This window comes from Herbaspirillum sp. GW103 (assembly GCF_000261365.1).
Lineage (GTDB): Bacteria > Pseudomonadota > Gammaproteobacteria > Burkholderiales > Burkholderiaceae_D > Herbaspirillum.
This window is the reverse complement of record NZ_AJVC01000003.1, coordinates 599,607-618,189: the sequence shown is the minus strand read 5'-3', so window position 1 is coordinate 618,189 and position 18,583 is coordinate 599,607. Positions and strand designations below refer to the sequence as shown.

Sequence of the window (18,583 nt, the reverse complement as noted above, 5' to 3'; positions counted from 1 at the left end):
CGCCCCCGCACCATGAGGTACGGGGGCGATATTTTTTATATCATTTGGCGTTGTTGATCCAGGCAGCGTTTCGCATCGCCGGCTCGATTCAGTCCTGCTGCCAGCGCAAGGCGATGCGCTCCGATGCGGCAGCGGCGGCAATGTCGGCGAAATGCTCGCAGTCCATGCCCACCCCGGCCGCAAACAGCAAGGCTTCACCCGCCCATACCAGCGGCAGATAAGGGCGTTCCCAGGCGGGCACATCGGCGCTCTGGTACTGCTGCTTGAGGCTGCGCGCCGGGCGGTTGGCGGCCAGCCTGATGCGTTCGCCACCGCTGCGCCCGCACACCAGCAAGGATTGGGCACGCAGCCAGTGCGCATCGAAACCGGGCCGCGCATCCCCTGGCGCAATCGGGTCGAAGTGCAGCGTGCCGTAGAAGGCCGGCACCTGCACCTGCGCCTGCCCGCTCCAGCGCAGCGACAAGGCCGCGCCCTCATCGGGCAGACGGCGGCGCGGTGCCAGGAACACGCGTTCGCGATAGCGATGCACTTCGCCATCGGGGTGGGAGACGCACAACTGGGCCTCCACATCGGCCTGCAGCAATTGCGTGCGCATCTCCTGCATCCACGCCGCCGAGGGCATGCGCATGCCGCGCAGCCCGAACCAGTGACGCATCAGATTGAGAAAGCGCTGCTCGCTCAAGGCGCGCAGTGCTGGCATGCGCAGATGATCGTCCTGGCGACATTGCGCCAGATCCTCTTGGGCCACTTCGCGCAGCAATACCTGCGCGCCCTGCGCGTGTCCGGCGGCGCGTGCCAGACGTTGCTGATATCCGGGGAAGACCTGAGCGAGCGCGGGCATGACCTGATGACGCAAGGCATTGCGGGTGTAGCGCGGATCGCTGTTGGACTCATCCTCGATCCAGCTCAGCGACCAGGCACGAGCACACGCTTCCAGCTGCGCGCGCGCAAGTGCCAGGAAGGGCCGCGCAATCATGGTCTGCGGATCGCCCAGCAGCGCCGCAGCGGTACTGCATTGATCCATGCCCGACATCCCCGCCAGGCCACTGCCGCGCAGCAGTTGCAGCAGCACGGTTTCGGCCTGGTCGTCGAGATGATGGGCGGTGAGCAGCAGACGTGCGCCGTGCGCCCGGCACAGCCGCCCCAATGCAGCGTAACGCGCCAGCCGCGCCGCTTCTTCCACGCCGCTGTCGGCTACCCGCTCCAGCTGCACACGCTCATGCGCGCAGGTGATGCCATGCCGCGCACAACGATCTTCGACATGGGCCAGCCAGGCATCCGCATGGGGCGAGAGCCCATGATGCACATGCAGCGCCACCAGTGATGCACCCTGCTCACGTTGCCACTGCGCGGCCACTTCCAGCAAGACCGTGGAATCGAGCCCGCCGCTGAAGGCCACGGCCAGCGTGTCCCGCGCGGGATCGAAACCGGCGGCAGCCAGCGTGGCCTGCAATGCCTGCAATACCTGTGGCAGCTTGCCCGGGGAGGAAGAAAGAGAGGGATGATCGGACATGAGAAAAAGCGGTGCCGGAAAAGACAAACGCCAGCGAAGCAATCGCTGGCGCCTGCAATGACGTGAACGGAACGCGGACGATTACTCGGCCGAATTGAGTTCCTTGAACTTGCCATAGGCCATCAGCTTTTCGTGACGCGCAGCCAGCAGGTCCTTGGTCTTCATGCCCTGGAACTGGCGCAGCGAATCCGACAGCGCGCGCTTGAGCAGTCCGGCCATCTGCTTGGGATCGCGATGGGCGCCGCCCAGCGGCTCGTTGACGATCTTGTCGATGAGGCCAATGGCCTTCAGGCGATGCGCGGTCAGGCCCAGCGCTTCGGCCGCATCGGCGGCGCGGTCGGCGGTCTTCCAGAGGATGGAAGCGCAGCCTTCCGGCGAGATCACCGAATAGGTCGCATATTGCAGCATCAGCACCGAGTCGCCCACGGCGATGGCCAGCGCACCGCCGGAACCGCCTTCACCGATGATGGTGGCAATGAGCGGCACCTTCAGTTCGGCCATCACGTAGAGATTGTGGCCGATGGCTTCGGACTGGCCGCGCTCTTCAGCATCGATGCCGGGGAAGGCACCGGGGGTGTCAACGAAGGTAAAAATCGGTAAACCGAACTTTTCGGCGACCTTCATCAGGCGCATGGCCTTGCGATAGCCTTCCGGCTTGGGCATGCCGAAGTTGCGCATGGCGCGTTCCTTGGTGTCGCGCCCCTTCTGGTGGCCGATCACCATGCAGGCCTGGCCGTTGAACCGGGCCAGACCGCCGACGATGGACTGGTCGTCCGCAAAGGTGCGGTCGCCGTGCAGTTCGTGGAAGTCGGTGAAGATCTCGCGCACGTAGTCCATGGTGTAGGGACGCTGCGGATGGCGCGCAATCTGGGAAACCTGCCAGGGCGTGAGCTTGGCGTAGATGTCCTTGGTCAGCTGCTGGCTCTTCTTGACCAGGCGCTCGATCTCTTCGGAGATGTCGACGGCCGAATCGTCCTGTACAAAACGCAACTCTTCAATCTTGGCATCCAGCTCGGCGATGGCCTGCTCGAAGCCCAGAAAAGTCGTTGTCGATTTACTCATTGTGTTCCTTTTTCAACAAGTCCGATCATGCGGCGAGAATCGCTGAAAACGCCGGCCCGGTGCGGGTTGCGGCTCGATGATCCCCGGATGTATCGGTTTGCCTTCAAATCTTGGGAGGTGCGGAGTATACACCAGCGCAGACCCTGCACGGCAGGTCTGCCCGCGCCCTCTTCCCCTTGGTTCAATAATCGGAGGGCACCGGATCGAGGCTGCGCCACAGATACCAGGTGGCCACGGTGCGCCACGGTTCCCAGTTCGCAGCGACCTCCCGCGCATCGCTGCGCGAGACCGGTTCTCCCGAGAAATAACTGACGCTGATGCCCTTGAGCAATCCCAGGTCATCCAGCGGCAGCACGTTCGGGCGCAGCAGATTAAATATCAAAAACATCTCGGCTGTCCAGCGGCCGATCCCGCGGATCTGGATCATCTCGGCAATGACGGCTTCGTCTTCCATCTCCGCCCATTTGTCGGGATGCACCGTCTTGGCCTTGAAATGCGCTGCCAGGTCGAGGATGTATTCGGCCTTGCGCTTGGACAGACCGCAAGTGGCCAGTCCGTCGGCTCCGGTACGCATCACCTGGGCCGGCGTGCAGCGCGGACAGGCTTCCAGGAAGCGCTGCCAGACCGCATTGGCGGCCTTGGTCGAGATCTGCTGGCCGATCACCGAGCGCGCCAGCGTGGTGAAGGCGTCGCCGCGCACCGTCAGTTGCAGATCCCCGAACTGCGGGATGATCTTGCGCATGATGCGGTCACGCTTCATCAGCTCGGCCTTGGCCTCTTCCCAGTAGGCCGGCACGATCAGGCTGGGATCGGCTTCGCTGGCTTTTCGGTTGGTATTCAAATCAAGCTCTCCGCCATTCGGTCAGGCCGCCCGGTTTGTCTTCCAGAATGATGCCGGCCTCAGTCAGCACGGCGCGAAGTCGGTCGGCTTCGGCGAAGTCCTTGCCTGCCTTGGCTGCCTTGCGCGCTTCAATCAAGGCTTCGATCTCGGCCTGGCCCAGACCGTCGGCCGCCGCCACGCCACCCTTGAGGTACTCGTCCGGTGCGCGCTGCAACAGGCCGAGGATACCGGCCAGCGCCTTCAACTGGCGCGCCTGCACCGGCGAACGGTCACGGTTGACTTCATTGGCCAGCTCGAAGAGCACCGACACCGCCATTGGCGTGTTGAAGTCATCGTTCAGGGCCTCTGTGAACCTTTGTGCATGGGACTCGTCGGCCAGCAGGCCGCCCGCTTCCGGCGGCACATCCTTCAAGGCCGTGTACAGGCGGGTGAGCGCCTGGCGGGCATCGTCCAGATGCGCATCCGAGTAGTTCAGCGGGCTGCGGTAGTGGGCGCGCAAGATGAAGAAACGTAACACTTCCGGGTCGTACTTCTTGAGCACGTCGCGGATGGTAAAGAAGTTGCCCAGGGACTTGGACATCTTCTCGTTGTCGATGCGCACGAAGCCGTTGTGCATCCAGTAGTTCACGAAGGTGTGCTGGTGCGCCCCCTCGGACTGGGCGATCTCGTTTTCGTGATGCGGGAACTGGAGGTCCTGGCCGCCGCCGTGGATGTCGAAGTGGTCGCCCAGCAGATCGCTGGACATGGCCGAGCATTCGATGTGCCAGCCCGGACGGCCGCAACCCCAGGGCGAATCCCACTTGGCCTCGTCCGGCTCGCTGGGCTTGGCGGCTTTCCAGAGCACGAAGTCCAGCGGATCGCGCTTGCCGGTGTTCACATCGACCCGTTCGCCGGCGCGCAGGTCGTCCAGCGACTTGCCGGAGAGCTTGCCGTAGCCGGGGAAGTCACGCACCGAATAGTTCACATCGCCATCGCTGGCCTTGTAGGCCAGGCCGTTCTTTTCCAGCTTGCCGATCAGGTCCAGCATCTTCGGCACGTATTTGGTCGCACGCGGCTCATGGTCGGGACGCTGCACGCCCAGGGCGGCGGCATCCTCGTTCATGGCATCGATGAAGCGATTGGTCAGCTGGGCGATGGTTTCGCCGTTCTCGGCGGCACGATGAATGATCTTGTCGTCGATATCGGTGATGTTGCGCACGTAGGTCACGGCATAGCCGCAGGCGCGCAGCCAGCGCTGCACCATGTCGAACACCACCAGCACGCGCGCATGGCCGATATGGCAATAGTCATACACGGTCATGCCGCACACGTACAAGCGCACCTTGCCGGGTTCGATCGGGGAAAAGGTCTGCTTGTCACGCGCCAGCGTGTTGTAAATCTTGAGCTCGCTCATGGGATGGGAATTCTGGGGTTGGCGTTGCCGCAACGGGCGACGGGTTCATGCAGTTTGCGTAGGGCTGACACCGGCATGAAGCGCGGCGCTGGCAGGCCCCTGCCTGGGATTCATTGTTCTAGCAGCAATTGCAACATGAACGGATCACGGTAGCCAAACCTCTTTTTGTATTACTTGTTTGATATAAAATGCCAGCTTTCTTCGAATTTCTTCGAGTATAGCATCGATAAAACCATGGCCCCAGAATCACAAGAACAGACATCCATTCATGGTTTGCGCGGTTTGATCAGCAAGACTGCCCACAAGACGGCAGTGTTGTCCAGCCTGGTGGCTGCCCTCTTCGGGGTGCCCGCCACGCTTGCGCATGCCAGTGAAATGTCTGACATCAACAAGCTGATGCGGGCCGGACAGTATGCCGAAGCACTGACCAAGACCGATGCCGTACTGGCCAAACACCCGCGCGATGCGCAACTGCGTTTCACGAAGGGACTGATCTTAGCAGAACAAAACCGTTCTGCCGAGGCCATTGCCGTGTTCACCAAGCTGACCGAGGACTTCCCCGATCTGCCCGAACCGTACAACAACCTGGCCGTGCTGTACGCGGCCGATGGCCAGTACGACAAGGCGCGGGCTGCGCTGGACATGGCCATGCGCACCAACCCGACCTATGCGACGGCACTGGAGAACCTGGGCGACGTCTACGCCAAGATGGCCAGCCAGGCCTATGACAAGGCCTTGCAGATCGATCCGGGTGCCAACGTCCCGCAGCCCAAGCTGACGCTGTTGCGCTCGCTCAACGGCAACACCACCGGTGGCACGGTACCGCGCCTGGCCTCGGCCGCCTCCGCCCAGCGCGATGCCAAGGCCAAGGCCGACGCCAACGCCGCCGAGCAGCAGCAGCGCGCCAAGGCCCTGGCGGCCGAGAAGCTGGCCCAGCAGGCCGCAGCCGACCGCGCCGAGGCCGAGAAGACCGCCATCGCCAAGGCCACCAGCGAAAAGGAAAAGGCCGCAGCCGACAAGGCGGCAGCGGAAAGAGCCGCAGCCGAAAAGGCCGCGGCCGACAAGGCTGCTGCGGAAAAGGCTGCTGCGGAAAAGGCGGCCGCCGAGAAGGCCGCCGCCGAGCGCGCCAAGGCCGAGAAAGCCCGTGCCGAGCAACTGGCCGCCGAACAGGCGCGGGCTCAGAAGGCCGCGGCCGACAAGGCTGCCGCCGAACAGAAGCAGAAGGAACTGCAAGCCCGCAAGGACAAGGAACAAGCCGACAAGCTGGCCCGCGAGCAAGCCGCCCGCGCCGAGAAGGAAAAGGCCGCCCAGGCTGCCGCCGAAAAAGCCAGGGCGGACAAGCTGGCTGCGGCCGAGAAGGCAAAAGCCGAGAAGCAGGCCGCGGCCGACAAGGCCAAGGCGGAGAAACTGGCCGCCGCCGACAAGGCGCGTGCCGACAAGGCCCACGCCGACAAGGAAAAGGCCAGCGCCGAACAGGACAAGGCTGCCGTGCTGGCCGCCCTGAGTGGCTGGGCCAAGGCCTGGAGCGACAAGGACGTGCGCGGCTATCTGGGCCATTATGCCGGCGACTTCGATACGCCCCGTGGCGCCTCCCGCAAGGAATGGGCCGAAGAGCGCCGCGCCCGCATCGAGGACAAGGGCCACATCAGCGTCAAGGTCAGCAATGCCTCGGTCACCATCAATGGCAACACCGCGACCGTGCGCTATCGCCAGATATATAATTCGGATCGGCTGACGGTGGACAGCCGCAAGACCCTGATCTTCGTCAAACAGGGCAATCGATGGCTGATCAAACAGGAACGATCGGGAGGGTAATTGGTGGCTAGCGCTTTGCAAGGGCGTCCCGCGCGCATGCTGGGACGCCTGTTGATGTTGTGCCTGGCAGGTCTGCCTGCCATGGGCAGCGTGGCATCCTCGTCGGCCCTTGCGCCGCCCGCCAATACGGTGGGCGCAGCGGCCATCAAGCCGGATCCGGAAGCCCTGCTCATCGATATCTACAAGGATCTTGGCGCCGACCGCCTGCACCAGGCGCAGGCCAAGGCCGACGCCTTGGTCGCGGCCTATCCGACCTTTCGACTGGGCCACCTGGTGCGCGGCGATCTGCTGCTCATGCACGCGCGTCCGGTGCGCAATTTCGGCGCCATGGCCGATGGCCCCAGCGACAAGCTCAAGGAACTGCGCGATGAAGCCATGGTGCGCATCCGCTCGCTGCAGGAAAAACCGGATCCCGCGCTCATTCCCAAGCCCGTGCTGCAGCTGGGCGAGGACCAGAAGAACGTGCTGGTCGTCGACACCACCCGCTCGCGCCTGTATGTGTACGAGAACCAGGGTGGCGACCTGAAGTATGTGAGCGACTACTACATTTCGCAGGGTCGCCTGGGGGCCAACAAGACCAAGTCCGGCGACCAGCGCACCCCTATCGGGGTGTATTACATCAACAACCGCATCCCCGGCCCCAAGCTGCCGGACTTCTATGGCACGGGTGCGCTGCCGCTGTCCTATCCCAATGAGTGGGACAAGCGCAATGGCCGCAGCGGCTACGGCATCTGGCTGCATGGCACGCCCTCGGACAACTTCAGCCGCCCGCCGCTGTCTTCGGACGGTTGCGTGGTACTGGCCAACCCGGACCTGCAGAGCCTGTATTCCACCGCCGAGGTCGGCAAGACGGTGGTGGTCATCAGTCAGCACGTGCAATTCGTCAACAAGGATGCGCTGATCAAGGAACGTGACGCCGCCTCGGCCATGCTGGAACAATGGAGCCAGTCGCTGGAGGATGCCGATGCCGAGAAGGTGCTGTCGTATTACTCGCCGGAATTCCGCTCGGCCCAGGGCGAGAACCTGGCCACCTGGTTCGGTCGCCAGCAGAAGAGTCTGAACGGCGCGCGCTATACCAGTGTCAAACTGCGCGATGTCAGCCTGTTCCGCTATCCCGGCGCACCGGAAGACATGATCGTCAGCACTTTCACCCAGGAAAGTGCGGTCGGCAAGAGCAAGAACGCGATCCGCAAGCGCCAGTACTGGGTGCGTGAAGGATCGCAATGGAAAATCATTTACGAAGGCAACGCATGATCCTCTCCCGTCGTCATCTGCTGCGCATGGCAGCAGCGTTTTCCCTGTCGGCCACGCTGGCCGCGCCGGTCCTGGCCGCCAATGCCCCGCGCGTGCTGCTCAAGACCAGCATGGGTGACATCACCCTGGAACTCAATCCCGAAAAGGCCCCGGTCTCGGTCGACAATTTCATCAAGTACGTCAAGAAGGGCCAGTACAACGGCACCGTGTTCCACCGCGTCATCAACGGCTTCATGATCCAGGGCGGCGGCTACGACCAGAACATGCGTGAGAAGCCCACCGAGGCCCCCATCAAGAACGAGGCCAATAACGGTTTGAAGAACGAGGTTTATACTGTGGCGATGGCGCGCACGTCGGCACCGCATTCGGCCACGGCCCAGTTCTTCATCAATGTGGCGGACAACCGCTTCCTGAACTACCCCGGCCAGGACGGCTGGGGCTATGCCGTCTTCGGCAAGGTCATCGCCGGCACTGACGTGGTCGACAAGATCAAGCAGGTGCGCACCGGCGCCGGCGATGTGCCGGCCACTCCCGTGGTGATCGAGTCGGCCACCCTGCTCAAGTAAGGCCGGCGTCTCGTCGCGCAGCCAAGGCGGGCCCAAGTCGCCCGCCGGTTTTTTTATTTCCCCCACCAGCAAAGGAATTCATCATGGCAGTTCTGCTCACCACCAACCACGGCGCAATCAAGATCGAACTGGATGCGGAAAAAGCCCCCAAGACCGTTGAGAACTTCCTGGCCTACGTCAACGCCGGTCACTACAATGGCACCATCTTCCACCGCGTCATCGACGGTTTCATGATCCAGGGCGGCGGCTTCGAACCCGGCATGAAGCAGAAGGAAACCCGCGAGCCGATCGAGAACGAAGCCAAGAACGGCTTGAAGAACGAGCCCTACACCCTGGCCATGGCACGCACTGCCGCCCCGCACTCGGCCTCGGCGCAGTTCTTCATCAACGTCAAGAACAACAGCTTCCTGGACTACCCGGGCCAGGACGGCTGGGGCTACTGCGTCTTCGGCAAGGTCGTCGAAGGCACTGAAGTGGTCGACAAGATCAAGGGCGTCAAGACCACCCGCGCCGGCATGTTCGCCGACGTCCCGGCGGAAGATGTGGTGATCGAGAAGGCAGAAGTGCTCTGAGCCTGACCCCGACCGCTGACTTCATCGACCATGACTGATTTCCAGTTCATGCAGAAAGCGCAACCGACGGTTGCGCTTTTTGTTTCCGACCTCCATTTGCAGGCCGCCCTGCCCCGCACCACCGAGGCTTTCCTGGCCTTCCTGCAAAGCCATGCGGTACAGACGCAGCAACTGTACTTGTTAGGTGACGTGTTCGAGTACTGGGCCGGTGACGACGACCGTACTACTCCCTACAACCAACTGATTGCTGATGCACTGAGAACTGTACAGGGCCACGGCGTGCAACTGTACTGGATGGCGGGGAACCGCGATTTCCTGGTCGGACAGGATTTTGCCGATGCCGCCGGGCTGACGCTGCTGGCGGACCCGCACGTCATCACCGTGGCAGGCCGCACCCTGGCGCTGGCACACGGCGACGCGCAATGCACCGATGACCAGGCCTACATGGCCTTTCGCGCGCAGGTGCGCCAGCCGGCCTACCAGCAGCAGTTCCTGTCCATGCCGCTGGCGCAGCGCAAGGCCATCATCGAAGGCATCCGCAAGAACAGCCAGGACGCCAACCAGAGCAAGGACATGGCGATCATGGATGTGAACGCCGGCGCCATCGATGCGCTCTTCGCGCAGACCGGCACCGACGTGCTGATCCACGGGCACACGCACCGCCCTGCCCTGCATCGACTCGGTGATGGCAAGCTGCGCTATGTCTTGCCGGATTGGGAATATGACGTGGAGACGCCGCGTGGCGGCTGGATCAGCATGACAGCCGATGGCGTACTGCATCGGCATGGCGTGGACGGACGCGAGATCGTCTGATCCCGCGTTGCACTTCATCGCAGCCGGATTGTACCGGCTGCGCTTTCCTCATCAATCGACCAGCCGGTTCAGTTGCGCGGCGTCGAATTGCCCAGCCTCTTCCAGGCGTCGACAGCCTATCCCCGCGCCCTGCAAGGCGGCCAGCACGGCTTCCAGTTGCTGCTCCTGGGCGGCGACTTGATTGATGAGTCCGTGCAATGCCTTGGAAAGCGGATCATCGCCATTGGGCATCACCCCGTAGGCTGCGAACAGGCGGGCGGCCGCCTGTTCACGCGCGGTCGGCGTGGCATTGCGCTCGACGATGCGCGCCGGGTTGCCTACCGCCGTCGCTCCCGCCGGCACTTCCTTGGTGACCACCGCATTGGAGCCGACCTTGGCGCCATCCCCCACCGTAAAGCCGCCCAGCACCTTGGCTCCGGCACCGATGATGACGCCGCGTCCCAAGGTGGGATGACGCTTGGCGCCCTTGGCCAGCGACGTCCCGCCCAGGGTCACACCCTGGTAGATGGTGGAATCGTCGCCGACAATGGCGGTCTCGCCGATCACCACGCCCATGCCATGGTCGATGAAGACGCGGCGGCCGATGGTTGCGCCCGGATGGATCTCGATGCCGGTGAGCGTGCGGCCGATCTGCGAAATGAAGCGACCCAGCCATTTCAGATCGGCCTGCCAGCAAGCCTGGGCCCAGCGATGCAGGATCACCGCGTGCAGACCGGGATAACAGGTCAGCACCTCCCAGCTGTTGCGCGCGGCGGGATCGCGCTCGCGGATGCTGGCGATGTCTTCTCTGAGTCGGCTGAACATGGTGTGTTTCCTGAAACGTTGAAAGAAAAAGTGCTGCAAAAAAAATCGCCGGACGCAAAGTCCGGCGATGGTGTCATGCGGGGATGACCGGACTTACCTGGGCAAGCGCTGGCGTCGCGCCTCGTACAGACAGACGCCGGAAGCCACGGAGACGTTGAGGCTCTCGACCGAACCGAACATGGGGATGTTGACCAGCACGTCGCAGGTCTCACGGGTCAGACGGCGCATGCCTTCGCCTTCGGAGCCCATCACCAGTGCGGTGGGGCCGGTGAAGTCGCCTTCGTACAGCCCCTTCTCGGCATCATCCGTGGTACCGATGATCCACACGCCGCGCTCCTTCAGGTCGCGCATGGTGCGCGCCAGGTTGGTGACGGTGATGTAGGGCACGGTGTCGGAGGCACCGCTGGAGACCTTCATGGCCGTGGCATTGAGCCCCACGGCGCGGTCCTTGGGAGCGATCACGGCATGCGCACCGGCACCGTCGGCCACGCGCAGGCAGGCACCCAGGTTGTGCGGATCGGTGATGCCGTCGAGGATCAGCAGCAGCGGCGGACCGACCACGGCGTCCAGCAGTTCATCGAGGGTGCGCGCCAGCGACAGCGCGGCGGCCTTGGCCACCACGCCCTGGTGACGGCGCGTGCCGACCATGGCGGCCAGGCGCTGGTCGTCGGCCTGGATGATGCGCACATTGGCTTCCTTGGCGGCATGCAGCAAATCCAGCATGCGGCGGTCGCGGCGCTCGGCATCCACGTAGATCTCTTCCACCGAGGAAGCCTCGTGGCGGATGCGGGAGGTCACGGCATGGAAGCCGAAAATCATTTTGCTCTTCATAGATCCTGCTTGTGTCTTTCGTCTTGCTTGGGGCATCTGCCCATCGTTCCATCAAACCCGGCCTGTGCGGTACCCAAGACCGGGGACATGCTCATCGCTTCTTCTTGCCCTTGCTGTAAGCCTTGGCGGCCGCGCGCTTGCGGTCAGCGTCGCCAGGACGTGCCGCGCTGGTGCGCGCCGCACCGGCCTTGGCCTTGGCACCGCCCTTGGGCTTGCTGCCGGCGGCGGCTGCGGCCGGCTTGGCCGCTGCGCCCTTCTTGCCGCGCGCGGCGGGCTGTGCGGCGTCCTGGGCCTGCCTGCTGCCACCGGACTTGCCACGCGCAGCGTTTTCGGCGCGCTTGGCTTCGTTCTTGATCAGCGTGCGGATACCCGGTTCGTTGACCAGGGCCAGATCGATCTTGCGCGCATCCAGATCCACCCGGCTGACCTGCACGGTGACGCGGTCGGTCAACTGGTAGCGGATGCCGGTACGTTCGCCGCGCAGTTCGTGGCGCGCCTCGTCGTACTGGAAGTAATCGGCGCCCAGTTCGGTGACGTGCACCAGACCCTCGATATACAGCGCATCGAGCTGCACGAAGATACCGAAGGTGGCCACACCGGCGATGGTGCCGGTGAACTCCTCGCCCAGCTTGTCGCGGATGAAGTAGCACTTGAGCCAGGCTTCCACGTCCCGCGAGGCCTCGTCGGCACGGCGCTCGTTGGCCGAGCAGTGCAAGCCCAGCGCTTCCCAGATCGCCAGCGCGCTTTCGCCGCGCGGCTTCTTGCCGGCCGCCTTGTCGGTGGCGCGCTGCAGTGCCTGCGCCTTGCGCGCCGCCGGTGAGATCGAGGTGTTGAGCGCACTGCTGTCGATGCCCTTGGGCTCGTAGCGCTTGCCTTGCAGCACGGCCTTGATGGCACGGTGCGTCAGCAGATCGGGGTAGCGGCGGATCGGACTGGTGAAGTGCGCATAGGACTCATAGGACAGGCCGAAGTGACCGATGTTGTCGGGGCTGTAGACCGCCTGCTGCATCGAGCGCAGCAGCATGGTCTGGATCAGCACTGCATCCGGACGCGCCTTGACCTTGGGCATGAGCTCGGCATAGTCCGACGCGCTGGGGGTGTCGCCACCGCCCAGAGTCAGGCCGACCTGCTTGAGGAAGGTACGCAACTGGGTCAGCTTTTCCTTGGTCGGGCCGGCGTGGATGCGATAGAGCGCCGGGTGATCGTGGCGCTTGAGGAGGTCGGCCGCACAGACGTTGGCGGCCAGCATGCACTCTTCGATCAGGCGGTGTGCATCGTTGCGGGTGCGCGGCAGGATCTTCTCGATCTTGCCGGCGGCGTTGCAGACGATGTAGGTCTCGGTGGTCTCGAAGTCAATGGCACCGCGCGCCTGGCGGGACGTCAGCAGCGCCTGGAAGACTTCGTAGAGGTGCGTCAGGTGCGGTACCAGACCGATGCGGCGCGCCGCTTCAGGGCCCTTGGTGTTGGCCAGGATGGAAGCCACTTCGGTATAGGTCAGGCGCGCTGCAGAGTGGATCACGGCCGGGTAGAACTGATAGGCCTTGATCTCGCCCTTGGCGGTGATGACGGCATCGCACACCAGGGTCAGGCGGTCGACGTCCGGGTTCAGCGAGCACAGGCCGTTGGAGAGTTTTTCCGGCAGCATCGGGATGACCCGGCGCGGGAAATACACCGAGGTGCTGCGCTCCAGCGCATCCGCGTCGAGGGCGTCATTGGGCTTGACGTAGTGGCTCACGTCGGCAATCGCGACGATCAGGCGATAGCCCTTGGTGCGGCCGATCTTGACCGGTTCGCAGTAGACTGCATCGTCGAAGTCACGCGCGTCTTCGCCATCGATGGTGACCAGCGGCACGTCGCGCAGGTCGACGCGATCCTTGAGGTCGGCGGCCTTGACTTCGCTGGGCAGCTTGGAAGACAGCTTCTTGGCGGCTTCCGAGAATTCGTGCGGTACGCCGTACTTGCGCACGGCGATTTCGATTTCCATGCCGGGGTCGTCGATGTCACCGAGGATCTCGACGATCTTGCCCACCGGTTGCGTGTAGCGGGACGGATGCTCGGTCAGCTCCACGCTCACCACCTGCCCGGCCTTGGCCTTGCCCGGGGGGCCGGCCAGCAGCACATCGTGGCCGATGCGCTTGTCTTCGGGGGCGACCACCCAGACGCCGTTCTCATTCAACAGGCGGCCGATCACGTGGGTATTGGCGCGCTCGACCACTTCGACGATGGTGCCTTCGGGACGGCCGCGGCGGTCGGTGCCGGTGATGCGAGCCTGCACGCGGTCGCCGTGCATGACCTTCTGCATTTCCTTCTCGGGAAGGAAGAGGTCATCGGTCCCTTCATCGGGCAGCAGGAAACCGAAGCCATCGCGATGGGCCGAGACGCGGCCCAGGATGAAATCGGGCGAGTGGGTCAGCTTGTAGTTGCCGGCGCGGTCCGGCTTGATCTGGCCGTCGCGTTCCATGGCGTTGAGGCGGCGCGTCAGGCCATCCATTTCTTCAGGCTTGACGCCAAGCGCAGCGGCCAGTGCGGCAACGTTTTGCGCGCCCGAGGAAGTACGCAGGATGCCGAGGATCTCTTCCCGGCTGGGAATGGAATAGGGGAATTGGCTCAAAAGTTTCGTTTCGCGCAATTGTTATAAATGCCGAGGCGAAGACTGCCCAGGCGAACGGAAGTCCTTAGTGTAACGGAGTTGCGCCCATTTACCTAACCGCAATACGGGGGTAAAAAGCCGGGTCGGCATCGTATTGCAACGAAATTCGCGTCATGGGGATGAAAATGTTGTTGACAGCAGTTTCAGACCGTCTATAATTACGGTCTTCGCTTTACAGCGCAGCCCACGTGGCGGAATTGGTAGACGCGCATGGTTCAGGTCCATGTGCCGCGAGGTGTGGGGGTTCGAGTCCCTCCGTGGGCACCAAAATAGAAAAGGTCGATTGATGAAAATCAATCGGCCTTTTGTATTTTGGGGACCGCGAGCAAAGCGCCTGCGCGCTTTGCGGGAGGGACGAGAAAGTCCGGCCTTGCAAGGCCGGACGGGGTCGCGGGACGTGACCGAGTGCCTCAGTGCGCACCAAAATAGAAAAGGTCGATTGATGAAAATCAATCGGCCTTTTGTATTTTGGGGACCGCGAGCAAAGGCCCCCGCCCTCCCCACCGCATCTTCATTACGAATCCAAGCAGTCCGCGTCAAAGCAGGTTCATCGCCATCTCAGGCAAATTGGCGGGTGCGAAATCTTTTATCATGCGCAAGGTCTGCCCATGGCAGCGGCACGCTCTTCGCGTCCGCTCATCCTGCGACACACCGCCAACTCTGATCGCCACGCAATGCCCCAATTCGACAAGTCCCTGGTCTGGTTCCGCCGTGACCTGCGCCACACCGATCATGCCGCCCTCTACTATGCGCTCTCGCAGAGCCGCTCCGTGTGGTGCGTGTTCGTCTTCGATACCGACATCCTCGATGCACTCAAGGCCGAGGGCGTGGTGCAGGATCGCCGTGTCGATTTCCTGCTGGCCAGCGTGGCCGAACTGGACCAGGCCCTGCAGAAAGCGGGCGGCGGACTGATCGTGCTGAATGGACCGGCCGCCAGCTGCATCACCAACCTGGCTGCCGAACTGCAGGTGCAGGCAGTCTTCACCAACAGCGACTACGAACCCGCCGCGGTAGAACGCGATGCGGCGGTCGCCCAGGCCCTGAAGAAACAAGGCGCACAACTGCTCAGCTACAAGGATCAGGTGATCTTTGAAAAGGATGAAGTGCTGACGCAGTCGGCCAGGCCCTTCTCCGTCTTCACGCCCTACAAGAACGCGTGGATGGCCAGGCTGGCCGCGGCGGGCGGCGACTTCTACCTCAAGCCCTACCCGGTCGAAAAATACTTCAAGGCACTGGCCAGGCCAGCCGCCAAGACGCCCCACGGGCTGCCCTCGCACGAGGCACTGGGCTTCAGACCCAGCAATCTGGACGAACTGAAGATTCCAACCGGCATGTCCGGTGCCGAGGCCCTGCTGGAGGACTTCCTGGGCCGTATCGGCGCCTATGGGACGGCGCGCGATTTCCCGGCAGTGAAGGGTCCTTCCTATCTGTCGATCCACCTGCGCTTCGGCACCGTCTCCATCCGCACCCTCGCGCGTGCGGCGATGCAGGCGATGCACGCGGGACAGGGTGCCGCCGGCGCCGCCGTGTGGCTCTCGGAACTGACCTGGCGCGACTTCTACTTCATGATCCTGCATCATCATCCGCGCGTGACCGACCAGGCTTTCAAGCCGGAGTACGACGCCATCCGGTGGGAGCAAGGCCAGCACGCCGAGGAACTGTTCGCCGCCTGGTGCGAAGGCCGCACCGGCTATCCGCTGGTCGACGCCGCCATGGCCCAGATCAACCAGACCGGCTACATGCACAACCGTCTGCGCATGGTGGTGGCCAGCTTCCTGACCAAGGACCTGGGCATCGACTGGCGCCGCGGCGAAAAATATTTTGCACGCCACCTCAACGACTTCGACCTGTCCGCCAACAATGGCGGCTGGCAGTGGGCCTCGTCCTCAGGCTGCGATGCCCAGCCCTACTTCCGCATCTTCAATCCGGTCACACAGTCCGAGAAATTCGATCCGGATGGAAAGTTCATCCGTCGCTATCTGCCGCAACTGGCCAGGCTCTCCGACAAGCGCATCCACGCGCCCTGGACGGCCACACCCGATGAACGCCTCTCGGCCGGGGTGACGCTGGGGCAGAACTATCCGCGTCCCATCGTCGATCACGCCGAGGCGCGCGAACGCACGCTGGCACGCTATGCGGTGGTCAAGAAGTCCGAACCGGCAGAGTAAGGGGGATAAAAAAAACGGACTGCACCCAGTGCGTTCCTGACCGCCATCGCAACAGGGCCGCCAGGCAGCCGAGCCGCCGTTCATTCCGACATCACCGGCTCCACCTTCTTGTCCTGGTCGAAGCGGATTGGCGGCACCCGGCGCACCATCCACAGTCCGACCAGCGCGGCCACGATGGCAATGGCGATCCCCATGTGAATGGCGCCCACCAGTGCCTCGCGCGCGGCTTCCAGCAGGGCCGAGCCATCATGTCCGGCCTGCATCAGCCGGGCCAGCAGCACCGACTGGATGTCATGATTGACCAGCACTTCGGGGTCACTGAAGTCCTTGAGCCATTGTGCCGCGTGATCCCCTTCCAATGCCTTCTGCACGCCCGCGCCATACATCTGGCTGACCAGCGTGCCGGTGATGGCCGTACCCAGCATCCCGCCGATCATGCGCAGCGATTGCAGCAAAGCCGTGGCGATGCCCAGATGTTCGCGCGCGGCGGCCTGCTGGGCAAACACGGTGAGGTTGGGCAGCACCAGTCCCAGCCCGAAACCACCGGCCAGCATCACCACCAGCAGGAAGGCATTGCCGGTGTTACGGTCACACAGCACCACGCCCAGACAGGATGCGGCGATGAGCGCAAAGCCGAGATTCATCATCAGGTTGGGATTCGGTATGCGCGTGATGATGCGACCATTGACGATGCTGGCCACGGTGATGCAGGCCACCAGCGGTGTAATGAGCAGGCCCGCCTCGCGCGGACTCAGGCCGAATCCGCCCTGGAACAGCAGCGGTGCGTACATCAGCAAGGAGAACATCGCAAAACCCGCCAGCACCGACAACACGAACAGACTGGCCAGTGCCTTGTCGCGCATCATCTCGAAGGGCAGGATCGGTTGCGCAGCGCGCTGCTCCCACTTCCACAGGGCATAGAAGGCCGCCACCGAGACTGCCAGCAAGACCATCATGCCGCCGGTGATGCCGCGCTTGGGCAGCAGTTCCACCAGCAATTGCAGGCTGCCCAGCGAGAGCGAAATCAACAGCGCACCGGGCCAGTCCAGCCGCATCTTGCCGGCGTGCTGCATGTGGCGGATATGCGGCACAAAGCGCCAGACAAAATACAGCGACAGCACGCCGATGGGCAGGTTGCAGTAGAACACCCAGCGCCAGCCCAGCCCCTGGGTGAGGAAGCCACCGAGCGAAGGACCGACTGCAGTGGCGATGCCGAAGGAGACCGACAGGATGATCTGCCAGCGCAAGCGCACGCGCGGATCGGGGAACAGGTCGGCCACGGAAGCGAAACAGGTCCCCACCAGCATGCCGCCACCGATACCCTGCAAACCGCGCGCGATGACCAGGAAGAGCATGCTGTTGGCCATCCCGCACAAGGCGGAAGCGCCGACGAAGACGATGATGGACGCAATCACGAATGGCTTGCGGCCGAAGTAATCGCCCAGCCGCCCGAAGATGGGCACGGTGATGACCGAGGTCAGCAGATAGGCCGTCGCGACCCAGGCATAGAGTTCGAAGCCCTTCAGTTCGGCCACGATGGTCGGCAGCGCGGTGCCGACGATGGTCTGGTCCAGGGCCACCAGCATGATGACGAAGCAGATGCCCAGAGTGGCCAGCAGGGATTCGCGAAAAGGCAGGACTTGGCCGCTGGAGTGAGCGGCATCGGTGTGTAGGGCCATGTTGCGGGGAGCGGATGTCCGAAGTTGCGCGTATGCGCCAAACCATCATTTTAGCGCTGCCCGGCCGGGCCTGCCGTGTGCCCTACAAGAGCAGTTCGTAACGCTGCTCGTTGAGCTTGACGCCCCAATGCGAGCCGATGCGCTCTTCGGTGAGGACGAAGCCGTGGCGCTGATAGAGCTTGTGGGCCGCGTGCAGCCCCTCGAAGGTCCACAGGTAGATCGAGGGGAAATCACATTGCGCGCAGAAGCGGACCGCTTCGCTCAGCAGGGCATCGCCCACGCCGCGTCCGCGCAGTTTTTCGGAAGCGATGAACCAGCGCAGCCAGGCCCCCTGCTGCTGCGCATGCTGGCCGTCGATGGTCAGCGAACCCTCGACGCGACCATGCACGGTGGCGGTCCAGAATCCGTCGCGACTGTCATCGTAGCGGCTCATGAAGGCCGCCAGTTCAGTGGCGATGCGCGCTTCGAAGTACACCCCGAAGCTCCAGTTCTCGGTGTAGTAGGCCGCGTGCAGTTCGGCTACACGCCCGATGGCGCCTGGCAGATAGCCGCGCCGGATGTGGATGTCGTCCATGGCTTGCCTCCCCGGGTGGGCAGCGCTGGCCGTGGCGCCGCCGGTCTC

The 18,583-nt window shown here is 63.5% G+C and carries 15 protein-coding genes and 1 tRNA gene; 7 read left to right on the top strand and 9 right to left on the bottom strand.

Annotation, left to right across the window (positions count from 1 at the left end; all coding sequences use genetic code 11):
* Positions 1-88: 88 nt before the first annotated feature.
* The 4 genes from tilS to cysS all read right to left on the bottom strand — a co-directional run bounded on the left by tilS (position 89) and on the right by cysS (position 4,809).
* Entirely contained in the window at positions 89-1,513 is a 1,425-nt protein-coding gene (tilS, locus tag GWL_RS06285; protein ID WP_008327849.1) for a tRNA lysidine(34) synthetase TilS, read from the bottom strand.
* 81 nt (positions 1,514-1,594) lie between these two features.
* Positions 1,595-2,575: an acetyl-CoA carboxylase carboxyltransferase subunit alpha gene (locus tag GWL_RS06280; protein ID WP_008327848.1), complete on the bottom strand. Its 981-nt coding sequence runs from the start codon at positions 2,573-2,575 to the stop codon at positions 1,595-1,597.
* A 181-nt stretch (positions 2,576-2,756) separates the two neighbouring features.
* Positions 2,757-3,416, bottom strand: a complete 660-nt coding sequence (locus GWL_RS06275; RefSeq protein ID WP_008327845.1) for a DNA-3-methyladenine glycosylase — start codon at positions 3,414-3,416, stop codon at positions 2,757-2,759.
* A 1-nt stretch (position 3,417) separates the two neighbouring features.
* Positions 3,418-4,809: a cysteine--tRNA ligase gene (gene cysS, locus GWL_RS06270; protein WP_008327831.1), complete on the bottom strand. Its 1,392-nt coding sequence runs from the start codon at positions 4,807-4,809 to the stop codon at positions 3,418-3,420.
* A 234-nt stretch (positions 4,810-5,043) separates the two neighbouring features.
* On the opposite strand from cysS, the gene GWL_RS06265 reads away from it, so the two are divergent.
* From GWL_RS06265 to GWL_RS06245, 5 genes are all read left to right on the top strand, one after another.
* A complete protein-coding gene (locus GWL_RS06265; protein ID WP_008327829.1) occupies positions 5,044-6,624 on the top strand; it encodes a tetratricopeptide repeat protein in 1,581 nt (526 codons plus the stop codon).
* A gap of 36 nt (positions 6,625-6,660) precedes the next feature.
* Positions 6,661-7,878, top strand: a complete 1,218-nt coding sequence (locus GWL_RS06260) for a murein L,D-transpeptidase family protein (RefSeq protein WP_008327828.1) — start codon at positions 6,661-6,663, stop codon at positions 7,876-7,878.
* Positions 7,875-8,444 carry a peptidylprolyl isomerase gene (locus tag GWL_RS06255; protein ID WP_008327827.1) on the top strand — a complete coding sequence of 190 codons (570 nt, stop codon included), beginning with the start codon at positions 7,875-7,877 and terminating at the stop codon, positions 8,442-8,444. Before GWL_RS06260 ends, GWL_RS06255 begins: the two co-directional genes overlap by 4 nt.
* 83 nt (positions 8,445-8,527) lie before the next feature.
* On the top strand, positions 8,528-9,016 hold the full coding sequence (locus GWL_RS06250) for a peptidylprolyl isomerase (RefSeq protein WP_008327825.1): 489 nt from the start codon (positions 8,528-8,530) through the stop codon (positions 9,014-9,016).
* A gap of 30 nt (positions 9,017-9,046) precedes the next feature.
* Positions 9,047-9,829, top strand: coding sequence for a UDP-2,3-diacylglucosamine diphosphatase (locus GWL_RS06245; RefSeq protein WP_008327823.1), 783 nt, complete (start codon positions 9,047-9,049; stop codon positions 9,827-9,829).
* A gap of 51 nt (positions 9,830-9,880) precedes the next feature.
* Here the strand turns inward: GWL_RS06245 and cysE are convergent, their stop codons facing one another.
* From cysE to rnr, 3 genes are all read right to left on the bottom strand, one after another.
* Positions 9,881-10,633, bottom strand: coding sequence for a serine O-acetyltransferase (gene cysE / locus GWL_RS06240; protein WP_008327821.1), 753 nt, complete (start codon positions 10,631-10,633; stop codon positions 9,881-9,883).
* Positions 10,634-10,726: 93 nt separating this feature from the next.
* Positions 10,727-11,464, bottom strand: coding sequence for a 23S rRNA (guanosine(2251)-2'-O)-methyltransferase RlmB (gene rlmB, locus GWL_RS06235; protein ID WP_008327819.1), 738 nt, complete (start codon positions 11,462-11,464; stop codon positions 10,727-10,729).
* 91 nt (positions 11,465-11,555) lie between these two features.
* On the bottom strand, positions 11,556-14,075 hold the full coding sequence (gene rnr / locus GWL_RS06230) for a ribonuclease R (protein WP_008327817.1): 2,520 nt from the start codon (positions 14,073-14,075) through the stop codon (positions 11,556-11,558).
* A gap of 221 nt (positions 14,076-14,296) precedes the next feature.
* Between rnr and GWL_RS06225 the strand changes: the two genes are divergently transcribed.
* A tRNA-Leu gene (locus GWL_RS06225) sits at positions 14,297-14,381 on the top strand.
* A 407-nt stretch (positions 14,382-14,788) separates the two neighbouring features.
* Positions 14,789-16,282: a deoxyribodipyrimidine photo-lyase gene (locus tag GWL_RS06220; RefSeq protein ID WP_008327803.1), complete on the top strand. Its 1,494-nt coding sequence runs from the start codon at positions 14,789-14,791 to the stop codon at positions 16,280-16,282.
* 80 nt (positions 16,283-16,362) lie between these two features.
* Here the strand turns inward: GWL_RS06220 and GWL_RS06215 are convergent, their stop codons facing one another.
* Positions 16,363-17,961 carry an MDR family MFS transporter gene (locus tag GWL_RS06215; RefSeq protein ID WP_008327801.1) on the bottom strand — a complete coding sequence of 533 codons (1,599 nt, stop codon included), beginning with the start codon at positions 17,959-17,961 and terminating at the stop codon, positions 16,363-16,365.
* Positions 17,962-18,043: 82 nt separating this feature from the next.
* Positions 18,044-18,535 carry a GNAT family N-acetyltransferase gene (locus GWL_RS06210; protein ID WP_008327800.1) on the bottom strand — a complete coding sequence of 164 codons (492 nt, stop codon included), beginning with the start codon at positions 18,533-18,535 and terminating at the stop codon, positions 18,044-18,046.
* Positions 18,536-18,583 lie beyond the last annotated feature (48 nt).